Origin of the sequence: Streptomyces sp. Ag109_O5-1 (genome assembly GCF_003814875.1) — a bacterium.
Classification (GTDB): domain Bacteria; phylum Actinomycetota; class Actinomycetes; order Streptomycetales; family Streptomycetaceae; genus Streptomyces; species Streptomyces sasae.
The window spans coordinates 9751067-9768739 of sequence record NZ_RKQF01000001.1 but is presented as its reverse complement, the minus strand read 5'-3'; the positions used below and the strand labels follow the sequence as shown (position 1 = coordinate 9768739).

The 17673-nt window shown below is 71.0% G+C and carries 21 protein-coding genes; 11 read left to right on the top strand and 10 right to left on the bottom strand.

Annotated elements, in window-relative coordinates; all coding sequences use genetic code 11:
* Nucleotides 1–100: 100 nt before the first annotated feature.
* On the bottom strand, nucleotides 101–2338 hold the full coding sequence (locus EDD90_RS44525) for a transglycosylase domain-containing protein (protein WP_260328495.1): 2238 nt from the start codon (nucleotides 2336–2338) through the stop codon (nucleotides 101–103).
* A gap of 755 nt (nucleotides 2339–3093) precedes the next feature.
* On the opposite strand from EDD90_RS44525, the gene EDD90_RS58710 reads away from it, so the two are divergent.
* Nucleotides 3094–3249, top strand: coding sequence for a roadblock/LC7 domain-containing protein (locus tag EDD90_RS58710; RefSeq protein WP_311737252.1), 156 nt, complete (start codon nucleotides 3094–3096; stop codon nucleotides 3247–3249).
* A complete protein-coding gene (locus EDD90_RS58705) occupies nucleotides 3246–3407 on the top strand; it encodes a hypothetical protein (protein ID WP_311737251.1) in 162 nt (53 codons plus the stop codon). Before EDD90_RS58710 ends, EDD90_RS58705 begins: the two co-directional genes overlap by 4 nt.
* Before the next feature lie 81 nt (nucleotides 3408–3488).
* Here the strand turns inward: EDD90_RS58705 and EDD90_RS44515 are convergent, their stop codons facing one another.
* From EDD90_RS44515 to EDD90_RS44505, 3 genes are read right to left on the bottom strand one after another with little or no spacing between them, the layout of a single operon-like run.
* Nucleotides 3489–4115: a YigZ family protein gene (locus EDD90_RS44515; protein ID WP_123978742.1), complete on the bottom strand. Its 627-nt coding sequence runs from the start codon at nucleotides 4113–4115 to the stop codon at nucleotides 3489–3491.
* Nucleotides 4116–4156: 41 nt separating this feature from the next.
* The gene (locus tag EDD90_RS44510; protein ID WP_123978741.1) at nucleotides 4157–4699 is read right to left on the bottom strand and encodes a histidine phosphatase family protein; all 543 of its coding nucleotides are present in this window, start codon (nucleotides 4697–4699) and stop codon (nucleotides 4157–4159) included.
* A complete protein-coding gene (locus EDD90_RS44505) occupies nucleotides 4696–5442 on the bottom strand; it encodes a hypothetical protein (RefSeq protein WP_123982280.1) in 747 nt (248 codons plus the stop codon). Before EDD90_RS44505 ends, EDD90_RS44510 begins: the two co-directional genes overlap by 4 nt.
* A 208-nt stretch (nucleotides 5443–5650) precedes the next feature.
* Here EDD90_RS44505 and EDD90_RS44500 point away from each other — a divergent pair, with 208 nt between their 5' ends.
* The 4 genes from EDD90_RS44500 to EDD90_RS44485 all read left to right on the top strand — a co-directional run bounded on the left by EDD90_RS44500 (nucleotide 5651) and on the right by EDD90_RS44485 (nucleotide 9964).
* Complete coding sequence (locus tag EDD90_RS44500) at nucleotides 5651–6064, top strand: CoA-binding protein (RefSeq protein ID WP_123978740.1); 414 nt, start codon at nucleotides 5651–5653, stop codon at nucleotides 6062–6064.
* Nucleotides 6065–6294: 230 nt separating this feature from the next.
* On the top strand, nucleotides 6295–7932 hold the full coding sequence (locus tag EDD90_RS44495) for an APC family permease (RefSeq protein ID WP_123978739.1): 1638 nt from the start codon (nucleotides 6295–6297) through the stop codon (nucleotides 7930–7932).
* 279 nt (nucleotides 7933–8211) lie between these two features.
* Nucleotides 8212–8637, top strand: coding sequence for a hypothetical protein (locus EDD90_RS44490; protein WP_123978738.1), 426 nt, complete (start codon nucleotides 8212–8214; stop codon nucleotides 8635–8637).
* A gap of 103 nt (nucleotides 8638–8740) precedes the next feature.
* Nucleotides 8741–9964, top strand: coding sequence for a 4-hydroxybenzoate 3-monooxygenase (locus tag EDD90_RS44485; RefSeq protein WP_123978737.1), 1224 nt, complete (start codon nucleotides 8741–8743; stop codon nucleotides 9962–9964).
* Here EDD90_RS44485 and EDD90_RS57905 read toward each other — a convergent pair.
* Nucleotides 9905–10198 carry a hypothetical protein gene (locus EDD90_RS57905; RefSeq protein ID WP_260328494.1) on the bottom strand — a complete coding sequence of 98 codons (294 nt, stop codon included), beginning with the start codon at nucleotides 10196–10198 and terminating at the stop codon, nucleotides 9905–9907. The two genes, EDD90_RS44485 and EDD90_RS57905, sit on opposite strands and share 60 nt — an antisense overlap.
* 7 nt (nucleotides 10199–10205) lie before the next feature.
* On the opposite strand from EDD90_RS57905, the gene EDD90_RS44480 reads away from it, so the two are divergent.
* Nucleotides 10206–10604, top strand: coding sequence for a helix-turn-helix domain-containing protein (locus tag EDD90_RS44480; protein WP_260328493.1), 399 nt, complete (start codon nucleotides 10206–10208; stop codon nucleotides 10602–10604).
* Here the strand turns inward: EDD90_RS44480 and EDD90_RS44475 are convergent.
* Nucleotides 10585–10962, bottom strand: coding sequence for a metalloregulator ArsR/SmtB family transcription factor (locus EDD90_RS44475; RefSeq protein ID WP_260328492.1), 378 nt, complete (start codon nucleotides 10960–10962; stop codon nucleotides 10585–10587). The two genes, EDD90_RS44480 and EDD90_RS44475, sit on opposite strands and share 20 nt — an antisense overlap.
* Nucleotides 10963–11025: 63 nt before the next feature.
* Between EDD90_RS44475 and EDD90_RS44470 the strand changes: the two genes are divergently transcribed.
* The gene (locus tag EDD90_RS44470; protein ID WP_123978736.1) at nucleotides 11026–12183 is read left to right on the top strand and encodes a cation diffusion facilitator family transporter; all 1158 of its coding nucleotides are present in this window, start codon (nucleotides 11026–11028) and stop codon (nucleotides 12181–12183) included.
* On the opposite strand, the gene EDD90_RS44465 is transcribed toward EDD90_RS44470, so the two are convergent.
* Together EDD90_RS44465 and EDD90_RS44460 are read right to left on the bottom strand one after the other, a co-directional pair.
* Nucleotides 12180–12734, bottom strand: coding sequence for a YbaK/EbsC family protein (locus EDD90_RS44465; RefSeq protein WP_123978735.1), 555 nt, complete (start codon nucleotides 12732–12734; stop codon nucleotides 12180–12182). The two genes, EDD90_RS44470 and EDD90_RS44465, sit on opposite strands and share 4 nt — an antisense overlap.
* Before the next feature lie 31 nt (nucleotides 12735–12765).
* Nucleotides 12766–13338 carry a helix-turn-helix domain-containing protein gene (locus EDD90_RS44460; protein ID WP_123978734.1) on the bottom strand — a complete coding sequence of 191 codons (573 nt, stop codon included), beginning with the start codon at nucleotides 13336–13338 and terminating at the stop codon, nucleotides 12766–12768.
* A gap of 115 nt (nucleotides 13339–13453) precedes the next feature.
* On the opposite strand from EDD90_RS44460, the gene EDD90_RS44455 reads away from it, so the two are divergent.
* Nucleotides 13454–14311 (top strand): DMT family transporter, encoded by an 858-nt coding sequence (locus EDD90_RS44455; protein ID WP_123978733.1) that lies wholly within the window; start codon nucleotides 13454–13456, stop codon nucleotides 14309–14311.
* A gap of 28 nt (nucleotides 14312–14339) precedes the next feature.
* Here EDD90_RS44455 and EDD90_RS44450 read toward each other — a convergent pair whose 3' ends face one another.
* Nucleotides 14340–15104, bottom strand: a complete 765-nt coding sequence (locus EDD90_RS44450) for an acyltransferase (protein WP_123978732.1) — start codon at nucleotides 15102–15104, stop codon at nucleotides 14340–14342.
* Between the two features lie 110 nt (nucleotides 15105–15214).
* Between EDD90_RS44450 and EDD90_RS44445 the strand changes: the two genes are divergently transcribed.
* The gene (locus EDD90_RS44445) at nucleotides 15215–15742 is read left to right on the top strand and encodes a gamma carbonic anhydrase family protein (RefSeq protein WP_123978731.1); all 528 of its coding nucleotides are present in this window, start codon (nucleotides 15215–15217) and stop codon (nucleotides 15740–15742) included.
* Between the two features lie 88 nt (nucleotides 15743–15830).
* Here the strand turns inward: EDD90_RS44445 and EDD90_RS44440 are convergent, their stop codons facing one another.
* Nucleotides 15831–16475, bottom strand: a complete 645-nt coding sequence (locus tag EDD90_RS44440; RefSeq protein WP_123982274.1) for a DedA family protein — start codon at nucleotides 16473–16475, stop codon at nucleotides 15831–15833.
* A gap of 211 nt (nucleotides 16476–16686) precedes the next feature.
* Here EDD90_RS44440 and EDD90_RS44435 point away from each other — a divergent pair, with 211 nt between their 5' ends.
* On the top strand, nucleotides 16687–17670 hold the full coding sequence (locus EDD90_RS44435) for a lysylphosphatidylglycerol synthase transmembrane domain-containing protein (protein WP_185149663.1): 984 nt from the start codon (nucleotides 16687–16689) through the stop codon (nucleotides 17668–17670).
* Nucleotides 17671–17673: the final 3 nt, after the last annotated feature.

Sequence of the window (17673 nt, the reverse complement as noted above, 5' to 3'; positions counted from 1 at the left end):
CGTCCGCCTTCCTTCGCCGTCTTTGCGGACAGGCTACCCGTCCGTCTTCCACCGACCGCCTTCTGCAGTCCTGGCACCCGACCGGCCGTCATGACGCGGATCAAGGCCCTCCGCGGACGCCGGCCGGAGTCGGCGAGCCGGTCGTCGGTGAGGGTGAGGTGCCACCACCGGTCGTGCCGCCGGTCGTACCGCCGAGCAGCCCGCCGCCGGTGGTGCCGGTGGTGGTGCCGGTGGTGTCGGTCGGACTCGGGCTGACGCACTGCCCCCGGTGCCGGTGCCGGTGGCAGGTTCCGGTGGTGGGATTCGGGGTGGACGGTGCGGTCGGGGTGGCCGTGGGCGTGCTCTGGGTCACGGTGGCGGAGGGTGTGGGCGAGGGTGCGCCGTATTCGTCCGTGCCCTGGCCCAGCTGGGGCGCGGGCGGGAACTGCTGGACGGGCTGTCCCTGGAGGGCGGCGGTCATGTAGCCGGTCCACACCTCGGTGGGCATGTCGGCACCGAAGACCTTGGCGTAGCCGCCGACACCCTGCATCGACTGGAGGCCGGCGTTCTTCGGGTTCTCCTTGAACATGCTCACGGCCGTGGTCAGTTGCGGGGTGTAGCCGATGAACCAGGCGGACTTGTAGTCGTCGGTCGTACCGGTCTTTCCGGCCGCCGGGCGGCCCAGCGCCTGGGCGTTGGTTCCGGTGCCGTTCTTGACCACGTCCCGCAGGACGTCGGTGACGGTGTCGGCGGTCGAGGAGGGCATCGCCTGGGTGCCCTTGGGCTTGTCGAAGCCGGTCAGCTGTCGGCCGTCGGCGTCGACCTTGGTCACCGAGTACGGCTCGTGCTGGACCCCGCTGTCGTCGAAGGTGGCGTACGCGTCCGCCATCCGGATCGCCGACGGTGTGGAGGTACCGATGTAGAAGCCCGGGGTGTCGTACTGCAGGCTTGTGCGCAGGAGCCCCGCCTTCAGGGCCTCGCCCTCCACGTTGTCGTAGCCGACGTACTCGCCGAGCTGGACGTAGGGGGTGTTGACCGACTGCTCCATCGCCTTGCGCAGCGTGATGTAACCCCACTTCGTGGTCACGTCGTTGCGCTGGTGCAGGAGCCCCGTGGGGTCGCTGGAGTCCGGCAGCTCCTGGCCCTGCTGGTTCTTTATGGTGATGCCGTCGTCGCCGTCGAACTTCGAGTCCGGGGTGATCGGTGCGGCCGGCTGCCCGGGAGAGAGGACGGCGCCGTGGTCGAGAGCGGCGGCCAGGTCGATGGGCTTGAAGGTGGAGCCGACCGGCACGCCGGCCGCGTCCGCGTTGTCCGTCCAGTGACCCTTGTTCCAGCCGGCCCCGCCGTACAGCGCCACGATCGCGCCGGTGGACGGGTCGATCGACGCCGCGCCGACCTGGACGTCCTTGTCGGCCGAGCGGTGCTGCGGGTCGAGGTGCTTGCGCTCCATCGCCGCGACGGACGCCGACAGCGCGCTGACCTTCTTCTTGTCGAAGGTCGTGTAGATCTGGTAGCCGCCGCGCCCCAACTGCTGGTCCGTGAGGGAGGCGTGGGCCTCCACGTACTTCGTCGCGACCTGCACCAGGTAACCGGTCTGCCCGGCCATCCCCGCGGAGGGCGCGTAGGACTTGGGCGTGGGGAACCCGGCGGCGAGGTACCGCTGTTCCTGGGCGGCGGTGATCTTGTTGATCTTGACCATGCGGTCCAGCACGTACTTCCAGCGCGCCTCGGCCTGGGCCTTGGCCTGAGGGTCGGTGTCGGCATGCATCAGCAGGCTCGGCTCGTTGACCGTGGCGGCGATGAAGGCGCCCTGGCTGACGCTCAACTGGAAGGCGTGCACGTGGTAGTAGGTGCGGGCCGCGGCCTCGATGCCGTACGCGTCCCGGCCGTAGTAGCAGCTGTTGAGGTAGCCCTGGAGGATCTGCTGCTTGGACAGCTGGTCCCCGATCTTCAGGGAGATCATGATCTCCCTCAGCTTGCGGGTGACCGACTGGTCCTGGCTGAGGTAGGTGTTCTTCACGAACTGCTGGGTGATGGTGGACCCCGACTGCACCTCACCGCCCGTGGCCATGTGGTAGACGGCACGGAGCATGCCCTGCGTGTCGACGCCCGGGTCGGTGTAGAAGGTGGCGTTCTCCGCGGCGAGGAAGTCCCACTGCACCAGCTTCGGGACCTGGGCGAGATCGACGTTCTGCCGGTTGGTCGACCCCTGGGTGGCCATCACCGAGCCGTCCGACCAGTAGTAGGTGTTGCTCTGCGCCTGCGTACTGGGGTTCGCGCCGGGGATCGTCGTCGTGGCGTAGGCATAGCCGAACAGGCCCAGCAGGCAGCCGACGAACAGCAGGAAGGTGCCGGACACCAGCTTCCACGAAGGCAGCCACCGCCGGAGGCCGCGTCTGTCCGCCCGCGGGTAGTCGATCAGTCGGCCACGACCGGAGCGTCCAGCATTCGCACGTCGGGCGCCCCCGGCACGGCGGGCACGCCCGCCCGGGGACTGGGCCTGGGCCTGGGCAGCCCTCCGCGCCGCGGCCCGGCCGCCGCCCGGCGTGCCGTCAGAGCCGGACGGTACGGCCCTCCCCGACGATCGGCGCCGGTGTTCGCTCATTCTCGCCACTCCTCAGCCCAGGACACGGCCCCGCAATCGCCGCGAGACCGCCCGCCGGGTGCCCCATGAGGGGACCTGACCGGGACGCGCTGACACCCTCCCCGGCGACTCCTACAAGTTGTAAGAGTAAGTCGCACGCGCAACGCGCACGCAACCACCCCCGACCGGAGGCTCGCAACAGCGGGGGGTATCCGCCGCACGGATTGGGCATCCCCTTCCCCTTGCGCGCGAAGCAGCCGATTGTCCTGATCTGTTCCGTTTCAACACTCGAAGTGGCTATTCCCCTTACCGGGATCGTCGGTTGACCGACACGCCGAGTCACCTGAAATGTACGGACATATACATGAAACATGTGATTGATTCATGAAGATAGTCACAGTCCGGTGAGGCAAACGGGGAGGAAGCCACCGATGCGGTCCTTGGTCCCGCGAGGCTCGGCGCGGTCCATACGCAACGCGCTCGGCTTCCGTGCGGGCGTCGCACGCGCCGAGACCCGATAGGCCCCCCCTGTGACCTCCGCACACCAGAACCTCGGCCGGCTCGTCCCGGAGTTCGTCCGCACCACGGACGGTGTCACCCGCGCGATCGCCGTCTCGTCCGACGGTCTGCTCATCGCCGCCTCGGACGGGATGGCCCGCGACCTCGCCGACCACCTGCCCGCGTGATCTCCGGCATCGTGTCCCTCACGCAGAACGCCGCCCAGACGCACGGCTCCCGCTGCATGAAGCTCGTCTACGAGATGGCCGTCCTCGCGGACCGCGCCGGCGTGCTCCTCACCCCACAGCTCGTCAGCGAACTCCGCCAGGCCCCGGTCATGCGCTGATCCCCGGACCCCGCGGTCCCGCCGCGTCCCCGTGCCCCGTCAAGGCCCGGGTCTCGCGGTTCCGTGTCGTCGCGCGGGGCGTCACGCGTCGCCGTAGGCCTCGCCGCCCAGTTCGAGGGTCGCCGTGCCCGCCGTCGTGTCGGCCAGCCAGGAACGGAAGGTGTCCACGTCGGCGTCCGGCAGCCCGATCTCGATGGTGACCGCCTCGCCGTAGCGGACGTCGCGGACCTCGCGGCCGGTGCCCCGCAGGTCGTTCTGGACCTTGCCGGCGCGCTGGTGGTCGACGGTCACCGTGGCGAGCCGGAAGCGGCGGCGGGTGATCGTGCCGAGGACGTCGAGGGCCTCGCCGACCGCGCCGCCGTACGCGCGGATGAGTCCGCCCGCGCCGAGCTTGACGCCTCCGTAGTAGCGGGTGACGACGGCGACGACGTAGCGCATGTCGCGGCGCAGCAGCATCTGGAGCATGGGGACGCCGGCGGTGCCGCCCGGTTCGCCGTCGTCGCTGGCCTTCTGGGTGGAGGCGTCGGCGCCGATGACGTACGCCCAGCAGTTGTGGGTGGCGTCGGCGTGCTCCTTGCGGATCGCCCCGACGAAGTCCTGGGCCTCCTGTTCGGTGGCCGCCGGGGCGAGGGCACACAGGAAGCGGGAGCGGTTGACCTCGGTCTCGTGCGTGCCCGCGTGGGCGACTGTGCGGTACTCGTCCTGCATCCGCCCACCCTATGCGCAGGTCCGGGGTCGTCGAGGCGCGGCTACTCCTTCCTCCCCCGCGCCACCGTCACCTCCGTCAGCAGGGCCGTCCCCGGCCCCAGCGCCGCCCACTCGGTGCCGTGCCAGGCCAGTACGGCGATCGCGGACGTCGGGAACTTCATGCGCACCTGCTCCAGCGTGTCGTCCAGGCCGTCGCCGGCGAGTTCGAGGACCAGTTCCTCCAGTCCCGGGTTGTGCCCGACCAACAGCAGGGTCTCCACCTCGTCCGGGACCTCGCGCACGACCTCCAGGAGTTCGGGGACGCCGGCCGCGTACATCCGCCGGTCGTAGCGGACCGGGGGTGGCGTGCCCCACTGCCCGGAGGCGAGTTCCCAGGTCTGCCGGGCGCGTACGGCGGTGGAGCAGATCGCGAGGTCGGGCAGGCAGTCGGACTCGGCGAGGGCGCGGCCCGCCGCGGGGCCGTCGCGGCGGCCGCGGGCCGCGAGCGGACGCAGCGGGTCGGAGACCCCCTCGGGCCAGGCGGACTTGGCGTGCCGCAGGACGACCAGGCGGCGCAGCGGGCCCGCACCCGCCCGGGCGATCACGCGAACCTGCCCAGGTCGCGGGTGAGGTCGAGGGCGAGCAGCCGGTCGGCATAGGCGCAGGTCTCGAAGCGGGCGCCGTCCGGGATCTCGGGCTGGTTCTCCATCCAGCGCAGGACGGCGAGCACCCCGGGGACGTCGAGGTCGTCCTCCCAGGCGTCCCGCAGGCGTCCCCTTACTTTCTCCGGCACCGGCCGCGAGGGGCTGCGCGCCCAGTGGGCCACCGACTGCCGCAGCCGGCCGAGCCGCCGCCCGGCCTCGTCGAGGGCACCGGCACCGAGGTGGACGGCCGTGCCGCGCGGGGCGTCGAGAAGGGCGAGCCGGAGCACGGCGGGGTCGGCGAGCTGGTTGAGTACGTCGGCGTCCGGGCCACTCGCGGAGGCGACGGCGACGGACACACCTGCGCCGGACGCTCCTGCGCCGGGCACGGTGACGCCCTCCGCCGCGACGTGGACGACCTGGGCCTCACCCAGTCCCGACGACAGGTCCCGGCCGTCCTCGAAGGGGCGGATCCCCAGGGTGGTGGCGGCGGCGTGCAGCTCGGCCTGGTGGCGGTCGGCGGTGAGCAGGGGCAGGACGGGGGTGCCGCCGATCTCCAGGGCGCGCAGGAGCAGGTCGGTGGTGAGCAGGACCCGCAGCGCCGTCAGGTCGTACCCGGAGGCATGTGCCTCGACCCGGGTCAGAGCACGGCGGGCGGGGGCGGCGGGGACGGTCTCACCGGTCTTGGCGTCGAGAATGCGCAGCACGGCCTGAGCGTAGGCGTGCGGAGGGGCGTACGCAGGCACCTTGCGACGATTCAGGTCACCGTGGCGGGACATGCGGGACATGGGACAACCCCTGCCGCGCGGACTGTGCCGCCTGTACTGCGCCACGCCCGGCCCGGGCCGGGGAATCTGGATCCGGCGGACGCTGTTGCCGACGGCGAGTATTCCCCCTGAACCGAGGAGGCCGACGGTGTACGGCGACGAAGCGACGATCCGCAGGATCCTGACCGAGACGGGCGACACCTGGGCGGTGGTGGGCCTGTCCGCCAACCGGGAGCGGGCGGCGTACGGAGTGGCACAGGTACTGCAGCGGTTCGGCAAGCGGATCGTGCCGGTCCACCCCAAGGCGGAGACGGTGCACGGCGAGCAGGGCTACGCGTCACTGGCGGACATCCCCTTCGACGTCGACGTGGTGGACGTCTTCGTCAACAGCGACCTGGCCGGGCCGGTCGCGGACGAGGCGCTGGCGAAGGGTGCGAAGGCGGTGTGGTTCCAGCTCGGGGTGATCGACGAGGCCGCGTACGAGCGGGTGCGGGCCGCGGGTCCGGACATGGTCATGGACCGCTGCCCGGCCATCGAAATTCCGCGACTGAGCCGGATCTGAGCCCGGATTTGAGCTTGATCTGAGCTTGCCTGTCTCACCCTCTTCTCACATATCACAACTGAATACGGACATTCCGTGACCCTTGCTCACCTGCGCAAAAGCTTTGGCCAAGACAGGCAAGATCGAGGGTCAAATCTTTGGCAAGGGTCTTCTGTCCTTCCGGAACCCGCCCTTAAGTTGTGCCCTCTTGCTCGTTAAATCTGCGTTCAGAAAATGAGAGGCCACTTGACATGGTGAGTGTCGAGAACGCCGCACCGGAGGACACCAGGCCTTCCGGCGGCCTGAGGCGGGACGTCGGCCTGATCGGCCTGATGTGGGCCTCTGTGGGCTCGATCATCGGCTCCGGATGGCTGTACGGCGCGCACGACGCGGTGATACAGGCCGGTCCCTCGGCGATCATCTCGTGGGTGATCGGCGCGGTCGCGATCGTACTGCTGGCCCTGGTGCACGCCGAGCTCGGCGGCATGTTCCCGGTGGCCGGCGGCACGGCCCGTTACCCCCACTACGCGTTCGGCGGCCTGGCCGGCATGTCCTTCGGCTGGTTCTCCTGGCTCCAGGCGGCGACCGTGGCGCCGATCGAGGTCGAGGCGATGATCGGCTACGCCGGTCACTGGTCCTGGGCACAGCACTTCCAGCACGCCGACAAGACCCTGACGACCAGCGGCCTGCTGGTGGCGATCGTGCTGATGGCGGTCTTCGTCGGAGTGAACTTCTTCGGCGTCCGGGCGCTCGCCCACACCAACAGCGCCGCGACCTGGTGGAAGATCGCCGTGCCGCTGGGCGCGATCTTCGTCATCGCCGCCGGCAACTTCCACCCCGCCAACTTCCACTCGGAGGGCTTCGCGCCGTTCGGCGCCAAGGGCGTGCTCGCCGCGATCAGCACCAGCGGCATCATCTTCGCGCTGCTCGGCTTCGAGCAGGCCATCCAGCTGGCGGGCGAGAGCCGCAACCCGAAGAAGGACCTGCCGCGCGCCACGCTCGGCTCGGTCGCAATCGGCGCCGTCATCTACGTCGCGCTCCAGGTCGTGTTCATCGCTGCGCTGCCGCACAGCTCCTTCGCGCACGGCTGGGCCCACCTCGCGTACAAGGGCGACAGCGGTCCGTGGGCCGGCCTCGCCACCCTGGCGGGCCTCGGCTGGCTGGCCTGGGTCCTCTACCTGGACGCGATCATCTCCCCCGGCGGCACCGGCCTGATCTACACCACCGCCACCTCCCGGGTCTCCTACGGCCTGGCGAAGAACGGTTACGCCCCGAAGATCTTCACGAAGACCGACGCGCGGGGTGTGCCGTGGTTCGGGCTCGTCATGTCCTTCGTGACCGGTGTGATCTGCTTCCTGCCGTTCCCGAGCTGGCACCAGCTGGTCGGCTTCATCACCTCCGCGAGCGTGCTGATGTACGCGGGCGCCCCGCTGGCGTACGGCGTCTTCGCGGACAAACTGCCGGGCCTGGAGCGCCCGTACCGGCTGCCCGCCGGCAAGGTGATCTCCCCGGTGGCGTTCGTGGTGGCCAACCTGATCATCTACTGGGCCGGATGGGGCACCCTGTGGCGGCTCGGCCTGGCGATCGTGCTGGGTTACCTGCTGCTCGGCAGCTACGCCTTCTACGCCCACAGCAAGAACCTGCCGGACGCACCCCGGCTGGACTTCAAGGCCGCCCAGTGGCTGCCCGTCTATCTGCTGGGCATGGGCGTGATCTCCTGGCAGGGCGGCTTCGGCGGCCAGGGCCACATCGGCCTGTGGTGGGACATCCTGATCATCGCCGCCTTCTCGGTGGTCATCTACTACTGGGCGAAGGCGACGTCGTCCACGGCGGAGGACATCGAACGCAGCATCGACGAGGTGACGGTCACCGACGCCCCGGCGCACTGACGTCCGGTCCACTCGACCCACCCGTGCCGCCTGCCATGGCCCGCAAGCCGTGGCAGGCGGCACAGGCACGTAGAGGCACGGACAGCGGCCGTCGAACACACCATCGAAGGTGGCCGGTTGGTCGAATCGATGCAAATCGATGTCAAAGATCACGCAGATTTGATCAAGTACCGGTAATCGCTCGATCGCAACCGGTGATCAATCCCTACGGCATCCATCGCGGAAGGTCTGGAAAACAGACGAACAACTCTGCGATGACCAACGGGAGAAACAGCTCACATGCGCAACAAGATCTTGCGGGCGGCAACGCTCGCCCTGCTGGTGCCACTGACCTCCACGATCGTCGTGGTCACCGGCACCGGCACCGCGTTCGCCTCGGCTCAGGAATGCGCGACTCACCAGCTGACGACCGAGGAGTCGAACACGGTCTGCCTCGACGTGCAGGGCTCCGGATTGAAGGTGAAGTCGCTCCACGGGCACTACATGGGAATCTGGGGTCGCCCCAAGGTGACCTTGTACATCAACGGAAAGCTGGCCTCCAGCAAGAAGGCGTCGTCGAACACGGACGACTACGGCGTCTACTTCCCCTCGAAGTTCGACAAGAAGTACGCCAACGGGACCAAGATGCGGATCTGCCTGAGCGAGGTCGTCGGCGACATCGCCGCCAAGAGCCTGTGCACCACCCCGATAAAGATCCACTCCTGATGCGGGTACCCGCTTGACGCGGGTCGCCCTCCAGAACCACCCGAAGCCGGCCGCCGACCCCGGCGGCCGGTCTCGGCTGACGGGACACCGTCATAATGCGGGGGTGACTCACCCCTCTCCCCACTCCAACTCCGGGCCCGAGGAACGCCGTACGGTCGTCGTCGTGGGCGCCGGGCCCGCCGGCCTGACCGTCGGGAACGTCCTGCGGGCCGCCGGCATCGACTGTGTGGTCCTGGAGACCGAGAGCAGACAGTTCATAGAAACGCGGCCGCGGGCCGGGGTCATCGAGGAATGGGTGGTACGCGGTCTGCGACAACGCGGGCTGGCCGACAACCTGCTCAACCGGGCGCAGTTGCACTCCGAGTGCGAGTTCCGCTTCTCCGGCGAGCGCTTCCGCTTCGACTACGGCGACCTGACGGGTCATCACCATTACGTCTACCCGCAGCCGTTGCTGGTGACGGACCTGGTGCGGGAGTACGCCGACGTCCGCGGCGGGGACATCAGGTTCGGGGTGCGCGACGTCACGCTGCACGACCTGGAGACCGACCGGCCCGCCGTGTCGTACGCCGACCCGGAGAGCGGTCGGCGGCACGTCCTGCGCTGCGAGTTCGTCGCGGGCTGCGACGGCGCACGCGGGGTGAGCCGGGACGCGATTCCGGCCGGGCGGGTGCGGATCGGGCGGCAGGACTACGGCGTAGGGTGGCTGGCGCTGCTCGCCGAGGCGCCGCCGTCCTCGGACTGTGTGCTGTTCGGCGTCCATCCGAACGGGTTCGCCGGGCACATGGCCCGCAGTCCCGAGGTCACCCGCTACTACCTCCAGTGCCCGCCCGGCGACGATCCGGAGAACTGGACTCACGACCGGGTCTGGACGGAGCTGCACGAACGCCTCGGCGCGGCCGGCGCGCCACCGCTCAACGAGGGGCGGCTGATCGAGAAGCGCGTGCTGGACATGCACAACTACGTCGTCGAACCGATGATGTTCGGCCGTCTCTTGCTGGCCGGCGACGCCGGTCACCTGACCGCGCCGATCGCCGCCAAGGGCATGAACCTCGCGCTGCACGACGCCTTCCTGCTGGGCGACGCGCTCACCGCGCATGTCGTCGAGGGCGACGACTCCGGACTGGACGGCTACTCGCACGCCTGTCTGCGCAGGGTCTGGGACTACCAGGAGTTCTCGCAGTTCCTGTCCGGCATCTACCACGGCACCTCTTCCGGTGATCCGTTCCTCGCGGGCACCACGCTGGCCCGGATGCGCAGGCTGTTCACGTCACGCGCGGCGGCGACGGCCTTCGCCGAGCAGTACCTCGGTTCGGCCGCAGCGTTCTGAGCGCTGTGCTGGGACGGCCGCCGGGTTTCCCGCACGGGTCGCGAACAGCGCGGTACCGGCGAGGGTGAGCAGGACGACCGCGAGGGCCATGGCCAGGTGGATGCCGGCCAGCGGGGTGGCCCCCGCGGCCATCAGAGCGGTGGCGGCGGCCGAACCGAGGACCGAACCCAGTTGCCGGACCGTGTTGTTGACCCCGGAGGCCGCTCCGGCCAGCTGTGCCGGCACATGCCGCATCGCCTCGGTGGAGTACCTGCTGGGCCACCGCCTCCAGAAGCTCGCGGAGTCCGCCGTCCCCACCGACGGCATCGGCGAGCACCCCACCAGTACGGGCACGGTGCTCATCGTGGCCGCCGACCTGCGCGACCACCCCCGGACCACGGTCACGGAGATCGCCAGGCGCACCGGTCTGGCACAGAGCCAGGTCTCCAACTGCGTGGCCCGGCTGCGCAGCGCCGGGGCGGTCACGACCGAACCCGACCCGCGCGACGGCCGCCGTACGCTGCTGAGCCCGTCCGCCGAGCCGTCCGACCGCATGAAGGTGGCGCAGGAGGCCCCGCTGGGCCCGGCGCTCGCTGCGGCGACCACCGATCCGGACGAGGCGCTCGCGCTGCTGGAGCGACTCAGCTCTCTGCTGCGGTAGCGCCGTCGGCCGCGGTCTCGGCGAGCCGGTGGTCGGCCACCTTCAGCGCCTCGCCGACCAGTCGGCGCAGATGGCCGTGGCGCAGCGAGTACACCACCCGGCGCCCCTCCTTGCGCGTGCCCACCAGACCCGCGAGCCGCAGCCGGGCCAGGTGCTGGCTGACGGCGGGCCGCGCCGCGCCGCACGCCTCGGTGAGCGTGGTGACATCGGCCTCCCCCGCCGTCAGGGCGTGCAGCAGGGTGAGCCGCGTGCGGTCGCCGAGCAGGGCGAGGAGTTCGGCCGCGAGCGCGAACTGTTCCTCGCCGGGGGTGCGCGGATGCGCATGATGCGCAGTTGATAGGTGCATGCGTGCGCTCATACGCACATAATGGCGTCGTGGGCGCCGCATGTCCACGTCCCGCGCACCGGAGAGGGGAGCCGCATGAGCGACCGGCACCACCACCATGAACACGCACACGCGGACGACCACCGTCATGAGCACGCACGCGCGGACGACCGGCGCGGCGAGCACGCGCACGCCGACGGCCGGCACGGCGAGCACCCGCACGGCCATGACCATGGTCACTCCCACACCCGCTCCCCGGCCGGTGGGCTCCGCCACCGCCTCCCCCACCTCCTCACACCGCACTCCCACGAGACCGCCGACAAGCTCGACTCCGCCCTGGAGTCCTCGGCGCGGGGCATGCGGGCGCTGTGGGTCTCGCTGGCCGTGCTCGGCGTGACGGCGCTCGTCCAGGCGGTCGTCGTGATCCTGTCCGGCTCCGTCGCGCTGCTCGGCGACACGGTGCACAACGCCGCCGACGCGCTGACCGCCGTACCGCTGGGCATCGCCTTCGTGCTGGGGCGCCGCGCCGCGAACCGCCGCTTCACCTACGGCTACGGGCGGGCCGAGGATCTCGCGGGGATCGCGATCGTACTGACGATCACGGCGTCGGCCGCGTTCGCCGCGTGGACAGCGGTGGACCGGCTGCTGGATCCGCGGCCCGTCACCCATGTCCCGGCGGTCGCGGTGGCCGCGCTGGCCGGCTTCGCCGGGAACGAGTGGGTGGCCCGGTACCGGATCCGGGTGGGCCGGGACATCGGCTCGGCCGCGCTGGTGGCCGACGGGCTGCACGCCCGCACCGACGGATTCACCTCACTGGCCGTGCTGCTGGGGGCCGGCGGTTCGGCGCTCGGCTGGCAACTCGCCGACCCGATCGTGGGGTTGACGATCACCGCCGCGATCGCGCTGGTGCTGCGGGACGCGGCGCGCGAGGTGTTCCGGCGCGTGATGGACGCCGTGGACCCGGAACTGGTGGACCGGGCCGAGCGGGCGCTGCGCGCGGTGCCGGGGGTGCGCGAGGTGGGTGAGCTGCGGTTGCGGTGGATCGGGCACCGGCTGCGCGCCGAGGTCGCGGTCGTCGTGGACGGCGAGGCGACCGTACGGCAGGCGCACGCGATCGCGGTCGGGGCCGAGCACGCGCTGCTGCACGCCGTACCGCGGCTGACGGCGGCGCTGGTGCACGCGGACCCGGCACCTGCGCCGGGCGAGGCGGACCCCCACCTGGCACTGGCACACCACGCCCACGCCCCGTCCTAGACGCCCAGCCCGTCGAGCACCACCGCGCCCGGCATCTGGGCGAACGCCTTGCCGGGGACCAGGAGTTTGCCGCGGCGGCGACCGCTGCCGACCAGGACCCAGGGCAGGCCGGCGACGGCCGAGTCCACCAACAGGGGCCAGTCGCACGGGAGTCCGATCGGGGTGATGCCGCCGTACTCCATGCCGGTCTCGCCGATCGCGGTGTCCATCGAGGCGAACGACGCCTTGCGGGCGCCGAGTTGGCGTCGCACGACGCCGTTGACGTCGACCTTGGTGGTGGACGGGACCAGGCAGGCCGCCAGCGTCGTCTCGCCGCCGCGCTTGCCCGCCACGACCACGCAGTTGGCCGACTGCTCCAGCAGTTCGCGTCCGTAGTGCTCGACGAAGACGGCGGTGTCCGCCCACTGCGGGTCGGTCTCGACGTAGAGGATCTGGTCCGCGGGTACGGCACCGCTCCAGTGGCGTACGGCGTCGGCGACCGGGGCGGTCAGCTCGTCGAGACAGTCGGGGGCGGGGGTGGCGGTGTCGAAGTCTCCGATGGGTGCACGCATGCCCGCACGCTAACAGCCCGCCCGCCGGGTCTCAGGGCACCGGAGGGACGGAGACCGTCATCACCATGTCCATCGGCACGTCCCCCGTATTGCCGTACACATGGGGCGTGTTCGCCTCGAAGGAGGCGCTCGCGCCCGTCGGCACGCGGTACTCGGCCCCGTCGACCGTGAGGGTCAGTTCACCGGCGGTGACATGGACGATCTCCACAGTGCCGGCGGGGTGCGGCTCCGACGGGCTGCTCTCGCCCGGCATCAGATGCCAGTCCCACATCTCCAGCGGTCCGGGCGCCTCGGTGCCGGCGAGCAGGCGGTTGTAGCTGCCGCCCTCGGTGTGCCACAGCCGCACGGCCTTGTCGGCGGGGACGAGCCGGACCTTCGGGCCCTGTTCGTAGTCGAGCAGCGTGGTGATGCTCACACCGAGGGCGTCACCGATCTTGACGACCGTGCCGATGCTCGGGTTGGTGCGGGCCTGCTCGATCTGGATGAGCATGCCGCGGCTGACCGCGGCACGGGCCGCGAGCACGTCGAGGGTGAAGCCGCGCACCGAGCGCCAGTGCTTGACGTTGCGGGCCAGGGACTGGGTCAGCAGGTCGAGGTCCGACACGTTCCGTCCATCGTCGAGATCATCGCGGTCCAGTATCCTGAATGACAGAGTTCAACTGAATGAACTACGGTGGGGTGTACCTGATCGTTCACCGAACTGTACTGCGAGGCGGGCCGTGACAGCATTCTTCGCCCTGACCACCAGTCTCCTGTGGGGACTGGCCGACTTCGGCGGCGGGCTGCTCACTCGACGCGCCCCGGCGCTCACGGTGATCGTCGTCTCACAGGGCATCGCGGCGGCGGTGCTCGGTGTGATCGTGGTCGCCACGGGCGGCTGGAGCGAGGCCGGGCCCCGGCTCTGGTTCGCGTTCGCGGCGGGCCTGGTCGGGCCGGTCGCGCTCTTCTCCTTCTACAAGGCGCTCGCCCTGGGCCCGATGGGCGTCGTCTCCCCGTTGGCCACACTGAGCGTCGCCGTCCCGGTCGGCGTCGGGCTGTTCCTCGGCGAGCGTCCGGGCCTGGTCCAGGTCGCGGGCATCGCGGTCGCCGTCACCGGCGTCGTCCTGGCGGGCGGCCCGCAGCTGCGCGGCGCGCCCGTCCAGCGCCGGGCGATCCTGCTCACCCTGGTCGCGGCGGGCGGCTTCGGCACGGTGTTCGCGCTGATCACGGAGGCGTCCACCAACGTCACCGGCCTGTTCCTGGCCCTGTTCGTGCAGCGGCTGACGAACGTCGCCGGGGGCGGCGCGGCCCTGTGGCTGTCCGTGCGGAGGGGCTCGCCCGCGCTGCCCGAGGGCGGCTTCGCCTGGTCCACCCTCCCGGCGCTGGGCTTCGTCGGTCTCGCGGACGTCGCGGCGAACGGCACCTACTCGGTCGCCGCCCAGCACGGCCCGGTCACCGTCGCCGCGGTGCTCGCCTCGCTCTACCCGGTGGTCACCGCGCTCGCGGCCCGCGGCTTCCTCAGCGAACGCCTGCGGGCCGTCCAGGCGGCGGGGGCGGGGCTGGCGCTGGTGGGGACGCTGCTGCTGGCCACCGGCTGAACCAGGGCCGGTCGGCTCGGCGGGCGGCTCAGCCCTCCGTCTCCAGTTCGGCGAGCCTCGCCACGTCCTCGTCGTCCAGCTCCGCGAGCGCCCGCAACTGCTCCGGTGTCATGCCCTCCGGGATCGGCACCGGAGCAGGTGTGCGCAGCGGCGGCTGCCAGCCGGTCTCGGGGGTCCAGCGTCGTACGACCCGGGCCGGGGCGCCCGCCACCACGGCGTGGTCGGGCACCGTACCCCGCACCACCGCGCCGGCCGCCACCACCACGTTCCGGCCGATCCGCGCGCCCGGCAGGATCACCGCGCCGGTGCCGATCCAGCAGCCCGGACCGATCTCCACGGGCTCCATACGGGGCCACTGCTTGCCGATGGGCTCGTGCGGGTCGTCGTAGGAGTGGTTGGTGGAGGTGACGTAGACGTACGGACCGAAGTAGCAGTCGCTGCCGATGGTGACCGTCGTGTCGGCGATCACATGGCTGCCGCGGCCGAGGACCACGCCGTCGCCGATGCGCAGGATCGGGTCCGGGCCGAGGTCGAGGTCGGGCATCAGGCCCGCGGTGAGGGTGACCTGTTCGGCGACGATGCAGTACGAGCCGAGGTGGATCCACGGCTCACCGAAGACCGTGCCGAGCGGGAAGGCGAGGCGGGTGGCTTCGCCGAGCGCGCCGAAACGGAAGCGGCCGGGGTGCTCGGCGCTGACGGAACCGGTGCGCTGCGCCCAGGCCCAGGCCGCGTGGACAGCGCGTTGGCCGAGATGGCGGCGCCAGGATGAGAACGTGTTCTTGGGCTTGGGCACGGGGTCACGGTACTCAGCGGGGGCCGCCGGCAAGAGGGCGGGCTGCTGTGATCTTCGCCCCAGGGGGTGGGCTAGGTTGCCCTGGACATCGATGACGACGGGAGACGGTGATGACCCAGAAGGCGCTGATCGTGGGGATCGGGGGGCGGGAGCCGAGCATCGAGAGCGATGTGTTCGTGGCCCCTACGGCCTCGGTGATCGGGGACGTGACGCTGAAGGCCGGGGCCAGTGTCTGGTACGGCGCGGTGGTCCGGGGGGACGTCGAGAAGATCACCGTGGGGGCTCAGGCGAATGTGCAGGACAATGCCACGCTCCATGCGGATCCGGGGTTTCCGGTGAGTGTCGGGGAGCGGGTGTCGATCGGGCACAACGCGGTCGTGCACGGGGCGACCGTCGGGGACGACTGCCTCATCGGGATGGGGGCGACCGTGCTGAACGGGGCGGTGATCGGGGCGGGGTCGTTGGTGGCCGCGCAGGCGTTGGTGCCGCAGGGGATGGAGGTGCCGCCGGGGTCGTTGGTGGCGGGGGTGCCGGCCAAGGTGCGGCGGGTGTTGTCGGAGGAGGAAAGGCAGGGGGTCACCCTCAACGGGACCTTGTATGCGGAGTTGGCCAAGGCGCATCGCGGGGTGCATGAGTAGGTCGTGAGGCGGGTGCGGGTGCGTGGGGGCTCGTCGCGCCCACGCGGCGGAGCCGCACGTCGACTACGCCCCGCGCCCCTAAAGACATTTACTCCCCGGCGTTTACCGGTTCCGCTTCCTTCTCCGTGACCTGGACCTTCTTCGCCCTGCGCTGCACGATCAGCATCGATGCCAGGCCCACCAGTACGGCCGCCGCCAAGCCCACGTACGAGAACCTCTTCAGCCAGTCCTCGGCGACGATCCCGACGTAGTAGACGACCGCCGTCGTGCCGCCGGCCCAGCAGATGCCGCCCAGCAGGTTCGCCGTCAGGAACTTCCAGTACGGCATGTGCAGGACGCCCGCCAGCGGGCCCGCGAAGATGCGGAGGAGGGCGATGAAGCGGCCGAAGAAGACCGCCCACATGCCCCACTTCTCGAAGGAGCGCTCGGCGGTGGCCACATGGCCCTCGCTGAAGTGTCTCGGGAACTTCCTGCCCAGCCAGGCCAGCAGCGGACGGCCGCCCTTGCGGCCGATCGCGTAGCCGATCGAGTCGCCGATGACCGCGCCGGCCGTCGCGCAGGCACCGAGGACGATCGGGTTGATGCCCGAGTGCTGGGAGGAGAGCAGCGCGGCGGAGACCAGGACGATCTCGCCGGGCAGCGGGATGCCCAGGCTCTCCAGTCCGATGACCAGCGCCACCACTGCGTAGACGGCGACCGCAGGCACCGAGTCGAGCCATTCCTGGACGTGCACCGCCGGTTCCTCCCCTGTCGCGTGCGCCTTCCTCAGGAAGGCTACCGGGTCGGCGGGGTACGGCAGCGCCCGCGGCACCCGCCCGCCCTCCCGCCTTCGGTTTTCGGACATCCGGGTGTCATACGGGACGGGAAGGCTCCCCCGCGGTCTCGCTCGCCCGTGGCTCCCCACCTCGGGCCCGCTGTGGAAGGACAACGTCCCCGTGTCCTCACTGTCCTCACTGTCATCGGCCCGCCCCGACGCACCACCCGTGCCTGCCCTGCCGGTGTCCTCCACGGCGGGCCGGCCGCTCCGGCTCGCCCTGTGCCTGTCCCCGCTGCTCATCGCGGCGGTCTGGGGGCTGACCAACCGGTCGCTGTTGTACGACGGGGTCACCCGGCTCGCCCACGCCGAACCGGCATGGCTGCTGGCCGGGGGCGGTCTCACCTGCCTCACCTGGGTGGTGGCCGCCTGTGTGCGGCAGGGCGCCGTGCCCGACCGGCTGCCGCCGGGGCTGCTGCTGGCCTCGCAGTTCGCCGCCGGGGCCGCCAACCACGTGCTGCCCGCCGGGCTGGGCGCACACGCCGTCACCGTCCGATTCCTGCGCACCCGGGGTGTCCCCCTGGACCGGGCCACCGCCTCGATCGCGCTGTACTCGGTGGCCAAGTCGGGTGCGAAGACGGTCGTGCTCGTGGTGTTCCTGCTGTCGTCGTCCGCCTGGCGGCGGCTGGCCGAGCTGGTCCCGGACGGCACGGTGCTGATCCCGGTCGCCGCCGTGGTCACCCTGGCGGGCGTGGCGATGGCCGTCGTACGACCGCTGCGGCGGCCGCTCACCGGACTGGTGCGCTGTGCGCTGACCGACGCCCGGACGGTGCATGCGCGGCCCTCCCGGGTGCTCGCCCTGTGGGGCGGGGCGACCGCGATGCCGCTGGTGCAGGCGAGTGTGCTGGCCTGTACCGGGGAGGCGCTGGGGCTCGGGCTGTCGTGGGCGGATGTGATCCTGGCGTATCTGGCGGCGGGCACCGCCGGGGGTGCCGTGCCGGTGCCCGGCAGCGTCGCGGTGGACGCGGCGCTGGTGTTCACGCTGGCCGCGTTCGGCTCCCCGGTGGCGGTGGCCACCGCCACCGTGATCGGCTACCGCGTCCTGACCGACTGGGTGCCACTGCTGCCGGGCGCCCTGGTGCTGTCGGCGATGATCCGCGCGAAGGCGCTGTGAGGC

Excerpts from the sequence above, each read along its gene's own strand:
- EDD90_RS44515 (WP_123978742.1), bottom strand. The coding sequence starts at position 4,115 with ATGCAGGACGAGTACCGCACAGTCGCCCACGCGGGCACGCACGAGACC.
- EDD90_RS44495 (WP_123978739.1), top strand. The coding sequence starts at position 6,295 with ATGGTGAGTGTCGAGAACGCCGCACCGGAGGACACCAGGCCTTCCGGC.
- EDD90_RS44490 (WP_123978738.1), top strand. The coding sequence starts at position 8,212 with ATGCGCAACAAGATCTTGCGGGCGGCAACGCTCGCCCTGCTGGTGCCA.
- EDD90_RS57905 (WP_260328494.1), bottom strand. The coding sequence starts at position 10,198 with ATGCGGCATGTGCCGGCACAGCTGGCCGGAGCGGCCTCCGGGGTCAAC.
- EDD90_RS44475 (WP_260328492.1), bottom strand. The coding sequence starts at position 10,962 with ATGAGCGCACGCATGCACCTATCAACTGCGCATCATGCGCATCCGCGC.
- EDD90_RS44470 (WP_123978736.1), top strand. The coding sequence starts at position 11,026 with ATGAGCGACCGGCACCACCACCATGAACACGCACACGCGGACGACCAC.
- EDD90_RS44465 (WP_123978735.1), bottom strand. The coding sequence starts at position 12,734 with ATGCGTGCACCCATCGGAGACTTCGACACCGCCACCCCCGCCCCCGAC.
- EDD90_RS44445 (WP_123978731.1), top strand. The coding sequence starts at position 15,215 with ATGACCCAGAAGGCGCTGATCGTGGGGATCGGGGGGCGGGAGCCGAGC.